Annotated in this window: 4 protein-coding genes and 1 pseudogene; 2 read left to right on the top strand and 3 right to left on the bottom strand. The window is 43.9% G+C overall.

Annotated elements, in window-relative coordinates; all coding sequences use genetic code 11:
• Window positions 1–337: pseudogene (locus tag HUF13_RS05465) on the top strand (adenylosuccinate lyase); the annotation flags it as partial.
• 316 nt (window positions 338–653) lie between these two features.
• Window positions 654–2,048: a hypothetical protein gene (locus HUF13_RS05460; protein WP_173474182.1), complete on the top strand. Its 1,395-nt coding sequence runs from the start codon at window positions 654–656 to the stop codon at window positions 2,046–2,048.
• Window positions 2,049–2,364: 316 nt separating this feature from the next.
• On the opposite strand, the gene HUF13_RS05455 is transcribed toward HUF13_RS05460, so the two are convergent.
• The 3 genes from HUF13_RS05455 to HUF13_RS05445 form a co-directional block, all read right to left on the bottom strand.
• Window positions 2,365–3,702 (bottom strand): glutamate-cysteine ligase family protein, encoded by a 1,338-nt coding sequence (locus tag HUF13_RS05455; protein ID WP_173474181.1) that lies wholly within the window; start codon window positions 3,700–3,702, stop codon window positions 2,365–2,367.
• Between the two features lie 163 nt (window positions 3,703–3,865).
• A complete protein-coding gene (locus tag HUF13_RS05450; RefSeq protein WP_173474180.1) occupies window positions 3,866–5,368 on the bottom strand; it encodes a RimK family protein in 1,503 nt (500 codons plus the stop codon).
• A 140-nt stretch (window positions 5,369–5,508) separates the two neighbouring features.
• Window positions 5,509–7,122: a hypothetical protein gene (locus HUF13_RS05445; RefSeq protein ID WP_173474179.1), complete on the bottom strand. Its 1,614-nt coding sequence runs from the start codon at window positions 7,120–7,122 to the stop codon at window positions 5,509–5,511.
• Window positions 7,123–7,179: the final 57 nt, after the last annotated feature.

Below are 7,179 nucleotides of genomic sequence, written 5' to 3'. Positions count from 1 at the left end.
CCCGTTCATGGCTACCGAAAACATCATCATGGAAGGCGTGAAGAATGGCGGCGACCGTCAGGAACTCCACGAAGAAATCCGCGTGATGTCCATGGAAGCTGGCAAGGTCGTGAAGGAACAGGGCAAGGATAACGACTTGCTCGAACGCGTCCTGAAGAACGAAAAGTTCCAGAAGCTCGGCATCACCGAAGCTAAGCTCAAGGAAATCCTCGACCTCCGCAAGTTCGTGGGTCGCGCTCCGGGACAGGTTGTGAAGTTCGTGACCGAAGAAGTCCGCCCGGCAATTGAAGCCGTTAAGGATTGGGCTAATATTGACGCTGGCGAACTCAAGGTGTAAAATCGCTTTATAACGCATTATTCGTTAAAAAAAATTAAAGGCAAGGCTCACGTACGCTTAGTACGCTACGCCTTGCCGTTTTTCGTCTTGCTTGATTCTAAAAACGATCTTGGATATACTAGGTTTTAAATTGCTGTCCGCATCCCCATTTTTTTTTGAAATCAGTTTCTAAGTTTGTACGATTGATTTTGTTTGTGTAGATGTTTTTTACGTTGTGTAAAAATAACAGATAAATGTATAATTTTTTTTAATAGTATTGCATTTTAAACAAATTTAACTAAAATTGTACACAACTTTTTTAAAAGGAGAAAAAGAAATGAAGAAAAAAATATGTATGCTGATGCTTCTTTGTGCGTCAATAAGTTTTGCCGCAATAGAAGTGGGGCGCGAAAATCGTGGTGATGACAATAGTGGCGTCTCTGTCCATTTGTTGAATATTCATAATACTGGTAGTGAGATAAAAGGGTTTAAAATACAGTTCTATTATGTATCTCGCAGTACGCAGAATGTTTGGGTTGGATCAATTGGTGCACCGCAAGGAAAATTTACCACAAAAAGAGAAAGAGTCTCTGCTGAAGTATATAAAATTGCCGAACTTGATTATAGCAGCCAAAAAATTGCGAAGGGTGCGTATTTCCCAAGTTCAACTACTGGTGTCGGGATTCAGCTTGCTTTTGTGGGCCAATCTGATTGGGCATCAATTTATGCGGAAATTTTTGATGTTCGTATTCGAATTACGTCGACATCAGGAAGCGTCTTGTATGATGAAGACCTTGGTAATAAATCAAAAAGAGTTGGCTTGTTGACAAATGAAACTCCCAAAGAAGGTGGTAATGTTTATACAAATGAAGTCCTTTCTATAAAGCTTGATTGTGAGGATAGCAAAAATAGAACTCGCATCGTTAGTGGAAATAAATCCCCTATAGGGATTGCTCTTGGTTCTAAGTCTACATTTACTTATAGGCCTGTGTTTTATAACGAAATGCCCAAAGTTCCTTATGACTATGTTGTCTTAAAGCTTGATAATGCTTGCCCTAAGGGTTCACAGCATTTTACTCGCCATCATGATACGGAAGATTCTAATAACGATAATGGTTATAAGAGAGATATATGGCCAAATTATGTTGGCGGTAACGCCGATTTGGAATATTGCTATGTTCCGGCGGATCCCAATTCGACCAAGAAATATCCTGTGGATAGCAAGTATGGCGTCTTTGCAAATGTTAACAAGACGAATATTGCTTATAGCGAGATTTATATAGACGATGAAGATAGTAAGAATCGGAATTCCTGGAATTGGCATGGTGCTTCTGAAAGTGTTCAGAAGAAAATCAGAAAAATAGTGGATGGATCCGACAATACGACCTACTATGCAATCAAATGGACTGGAGGCACTTTAAAGAAAGAATCGAATGCGGGTAGTGCTTTTGCGCCTGCTAAAGAGATGTCCTTTGTTGACAATCGCAAGTTCTCTCCGGAAATCAAGGGTGCTGACCATTCTGCAATTGCTGTGAACCTCAAGTCCACGGGCAATGTCAAGATTTCTGTTATTAATGCCAATGGTGTCGTTGTGGCTAATATTGTTAAAGAAAATCTCGGCCCAGGCCTCCATCATGTGCAGTGGAATTCTGGAATCGTGCCTAACGGTCGCTACATTGTAACTGTTAAACAGAATGGCATGGTCGGAGCTAAGAATGTTATTCTGAAGTAATAGAATAATTTTTGGAAAACTAGAAGGTCGCTCTCGGAAAGAGGGCGGCTTTTTTGTATGTGCGATGCTTTGTTGTGTATGGCTTTTTGTGATGGTACAGCGAGCGAAAAAAAACGAGCCCTTTCGGACTCGTTTTAGCATTTTTATGCTTACGGTTTAAACGGCGGAATGTAGTCGTCACCTTCGTTACTGCGACTATTTGTCTCCATGTAACCCTCCTTTTTCCTATTGATGTCTCAAATATATTTAGGAAAGGGGGTGCTGGAGTGTGAAATTTATCACTATGTGATGTTGTTCACAGTAGGGGAACGTGGTCTTAATCGCAGACTCCATAGAGCCGGTTATGGGCGAGGCAATCGGCTAATTTTTTGTATTCCGTGACAAATGCTTCGTGGGCGGGGGCATCGCCGAGCGCTTTATAGAGGGCGCTGGAGAGCGTTCCGCGTTCGAGCATTTTTTCCATGAAGCACTGCGAGACTTCTGTGAGGTCGTTTTTCACAACGCTGTAAATGTGCTTCCAGATGTCGCCGGCGGTAACCGGGGCGGATGCGGGGGTGATCGCGGGGGAGGTCGCGAAATTCATGCCGAATACGGAGAGGTATTCTTGCCAATCGATTTGGGCGTTTTCGGCGTCCTTCGTGGTCTTGGCGAGGAGTTCTGCAAGGCGAGTCGTGTCGAAGTTGCGCAAGAATTCGCGGTATTCCTTGAGCGTGTGCGGCACGGAATTTGCGGAGGCTGCGTCGGAAGCGCTTGCGGCATTGCTTGTGCGAGATGCCGCGAACTTGCCATTCACAATCGCCTTAAGTGTTGCTATTTCAAGCTCTACAATGGCGATGTCGGCGTTCGGGCATTCCTGAATATCGACGAGGCGGATTTCAATTGCTCCGCGGTCAAAGCGGGCTATGGCACCACGACTGTTTAAAAAGAAATGATTGAGCAAGTGTTCGGTATCGTACGGGGCGATAGCCTTCTTGACTTTGTCGAAAATCATTTTGTTGTATTCATCGTAGCTGTACGCCTGTTCCGGGATGACTTGGCCCGTGATTTCTGGAACTTTGTCTTGGTTGTGGCGATAGACCTCGATGCGGGCGTCGCGATAGCCGGTGTATTTGCCGTCGAGATACGGGCTGCTTGCTGCAATGGCGGGGATCAGCGGCAACAGCAAGCGAATCGCTGCGTGGAGTTCGCCAAATTCTTCGTCTCCATCAAAAGAAAGGTTTAGGTGCGTGCTTTGCAAGTTTGCCCAGCCGTGGCCTTTGCAGTTGAAAATGCGGTCGTAAGTTTGGTAAATGTCGAGGCAATCGTACGGCCAAAGCTGCATTTCAGCCGGGTCCATGAACGGATGGCAGGCGCTTGGCAAAAGCATCGCGTTGATTTTTTCGAGCTTCTTGTTTGCACGGCGAATCTCGTGGAAAAATCGCTTGCCAAGCCCGTCAAATGTCGATTTTGGGTGAGCACACTTGAATTCCAGCACATGGCTTACAAGTTCATTTGAAAGTCCGATGTCATCGTATTCCACATCGGAGAGTTGATTGCCGTCTTTGTCTTTTCCGAGGGGAACATCGGCGCGAGGCAACACCTTGAGCGTGTCGCGATCGACAATCATGAATTCCATTTCGACGCCGAAGCGTTCCCAAAGTTTGTAGTTAGTCATAGTAAGTAAATTTATTTGATTTTATTGTTATGTCATGCCCGCCTCCGAGCGGGCACCACCTTTGTGTCTAAGAAAAGGCGATCCCCCGCCTTCGCGGGGATGACAAGTAAGAAAAAACGTTCCTATAGCATTCCTGTCTACTTCCTACCGTCTACTTCCTACTTTATAAAAACATATCCCTTTCATGCTGCATCACTTTCTGTTGTGCTGCGTTTTGGCGGTCTTCGATGCGGTGGCGCAGGCTTCTCATGATGGCGAGATAAATCTTCTTTTTGCCAACTTGATCTTCGATCCCGTGGTCGATACTCGGGTTGTCATTCACTTCGATTACAACCGGATGACCGTTGATTTCCTTGAGGTCCACGCCGTAAAGCCCGTTGCCGATAAGGCTTGCTACGCGGAGGGCCGTTTTCACGATGCCGTGCGGGACGCTTTCAATCGGGAGGCAATCCCACTTGCCGCAGACCTCGTTCTTGTCCTTGCTATCCCAGTTGTAGATTTGCCAGTGGTCCTTTGCCATGTAGTATTTACAGGCAAAGAGCGGCTTTCCGTCGAGAATACCGATTCTCCAGTCAAATTCTGTGGGCGTGAATTCTTGAGCGATGAGCAAGTCGCTATGCTCGAACATCGTGTCGAGAATCTTTTCGAGTTCTTCCTTGTTGTTCGCCTTCTTGACGCCCATGCTAAAGCTCGAATCAGGCGTCTTGATGACCATCGGGAATCCGATTTCCTTGGCGAGCGTGTGGCGGTTTTCGCTGTGGGCGATAATCGTCTTCGGGGAGGGAATCTTGCCGACTGTCATCAGTTCTTGCAAATAAACTTTGTTAGAGCAACGTAAAATACTATCGGGGTCGTCAATGACGGCGATGCCTTCGCTCTGGGCGCGGCGTGCAAATGCGTAAGTGTGATGGTTGACGTTTGTCGTTTCGCGGATGAAGATGGCATCAAATTCACCAACGCGGTGGTAGTCCGTCTTGGTAATCATTTCCACGCGGAAACCCGTATCTTGTGCGGCTTCGATAAAGAGCTGGATGGCTTCCTTGTTGCTTGGCGGTTCCACTTCTTCGGGATTCGTTAAAATGCCTAGATCATACACGTAATCTTCCGTCTTGGGGGAGACATAGCGGTCTTTTTGGAAGTATTCGATGGCAAACTGGTCTACCATTTCTTTGTGCGTTTCAGGAATTTCGTCAACGCTAATCGGGCGGATAGACTGGATGAACCATTTTTGCTTGAAGACAAATTTTGCACGCAGGAGCGGTGCCTGGAAAATGCGGTAAAGAGCCTGCGAAAGCTCCAGGTATTGCGCGCTGACGTTCTGCCCAAAGTAAATGGAAAGTACGAATTCTGTGCCGGTCAGCTTGTGCAGGCTCTTCTGGATCAGCTCGTCGATATCGTCGCTGATGATTTTCACGACTGCAGGGGCTTTGAAGTCGCGGATATTCTTGACGTTCGGGATGACCTTGTGACCGCGCGCTTCGGCAAGCAGGCTTACATAATAACCCTTGCTCTGGTAGCTGTAGTCTTTGCACAAGTTGAAAACACGAACGTTTTTCTGAGTTGTAAAATCGGGATTAGTCAGGTAGTCTTTTGCCGAGACAATTTCGGCTTCGGGAATGTGGAACTTCCAATTCTTTGGCGTGTTCACTACAATTATCTTTTTCATAATATCTGCACGTGTGGCGTCTTCATGTCGAAGTTGCGTCGTGCGTGCCAAAAACCTCTTTGCTTTTTGACGATATAAAGATAGCTCAATATTTCAAGAATTGTAAAGCGTGGTGGGGAAAAGGGAGATTTTTTAGCCTTTCATTCGAATTTCGTTGTTATATCCAGCGTGTCACCGCGACCGTATTGGTCTTTATAGACAAGTTTCCATTTAATGGTTGAGTCATTGTAAGATCTAAGCGACTTGTTGAAAAGTTGGTAGCTGTAAATACGGGCTTTTTCGGGCAATTCTTCGAAAATGACGTTATGGTATTCTTCGTAGGGATCGGGACGTTTTGAAGCTTTCCGATATTCTAGGGTGCACATTTTTTTCTTTTTAGAAATCTCTTTAACGACTGCTTTCGGAAAGTCTCTTCGCCATTCGAAATCGTTAGGTAGTCCGATGGGTTCTATACTGTAATTGGATTTGAACGTTAGCAATGCAGAACAGGATGTGCTTGGCAAAATAGAAAAGACTTTTGCCACGGAGTCGCGATTGAATTCGGGAATGTTTGCTACAGGAATGTAGTTTGTGATAGCTTCTTTTCCAAAGTTCAGATTTTTATAAGATGCTTTCGGTGAATTCTCTTTGTGGTAAGGATTATTGCATTGTTCGCCCTTGGGTGCTGATAATCTACGAACGCATGAAAACCGATTACCGAAAATTTTACAATCAGAAGGATGCCAAATAGTAGTATCCCCTCTAAAATCAAGAATACGATAAAAGAGAGTGTCTTTTGTTGAACCTATTTCATTTGCGGAATCGTAGCACTTTGCGGGAGTGTAATTTGGGGTTGCTTCGAATTTTGTCGTGATATCTAGCGTGTCGCCGCGACCGTATTGATCTTTATAGACAAGTTTCCACGAAAAAGTAGTGTCTTTATATAGGATTGATGTATTAAGTAGTTTGTATTCATAGATTTCTTTTTTTTGGGGTAGATAACGGACATTAACAACGACCCGTCTTGGCCGATTTGAGATGTTATTAGTTGGATGAATAAGCTTCAAATCTTTCGGTGATTTCGATAAATCTGTTAATACATCTGTTAAAACTGTGCATTTATTTATGCATGTATTTTGCCCTGCCGAGTTTTTCTTAATAAATATATCTGGATTATTAAGGCATTCCCGTGCTTTATATTCTTCCCATTTAAAATAATCAGGAAGTCCAATTGCCTCAATTTTATAATTTGAACGGAATGTTAAAAGTTTGGAGCACGGGTCTCCTGATATATAAGAAAAAAAATGTGCGACATTGTTTCGGTCGAATGCTGGAATATCTGCGATTGGAATGTAATTGACGATGGCGTCTTTACCGAAGTTTAAATCTTTATAAATAATCTTTTGCTTTTTTTGAAGTTTTGTATTAAATTTTCGCGCTTGGGATATAGAAGGAGATTTATTACCGTATATTGTCCCTTCAAGCCACTTTTCTATATCAGAAAAATCATGTACGACCTCTTTTTTGCACGAAAAAGAAGAATCGCGAATAACACAGTCGGCAGAATCCCACACAGTGGTGTCACCATTAAACTCTAAAATTCGATACATGGTCTTGGTTTTTGGAACCGTGCTGTCAGAGGTGCTTGCTGTATTATTGGAAACGCTAGCTATATTTTTATCGTGAACGACTTGCACGTTATCGTTTTTAAAAACGAAGAACAACAATACGGCTAAACAAACTAGCCCGAAAATGACAATAAACTTCTTTTTCATTCCAAAACCCAATCGTTAATAATCACAACCGCAAAATACAAAAAATGGAGAATTTCT

It is taken from the genome of Fibrobacter succinogenes, from assembly GCF_902779965.1.
Classification (GTDB): Bacteria; Fibrobacterota; Fibrobacteria; order Fibrobacterales; family Fibrobacteraceae; genus Fibrobacter; species Fibrobacter succinogenes_F.
Note: the sequence above shows the minus strand (reverse complement) of the source record. Positions and strands in the feature narration are given on the sequence as shown.

Bases quoted from the DNA above. Each gene is read 5' to 3' on its own strand.
- HUF13_RS05460 (WP_173474182.1), top strand. From the start codon at position 654: ATGAAGAAAAAAATATGTATGCTGATGCTTCTTTGTGCGTCAATAAGT.
- HUF13_RS05455 (WP_173474181.1), bottom strand. From the start codon at position 3,702: ATGACTAACTACAAACTTTGGGAACGCTTCGGCGTCGAAATGGAATTC.
- HUF13_RS05450 (WP_173474180.1), bottom strand. From the start codon at position 5,368: ATGAAAAAGATAATTGTAGTGAACACGCCAAAGAATTGGAAGTTCCAC.
- HUF13_RS05445 (WP_173474179.1), bottom strand. From the start codon at position 7,122: ATGAAAAAGAAGTTTATTGTCATTTTCGGGCTAGTTTGTTTAGCCGTA.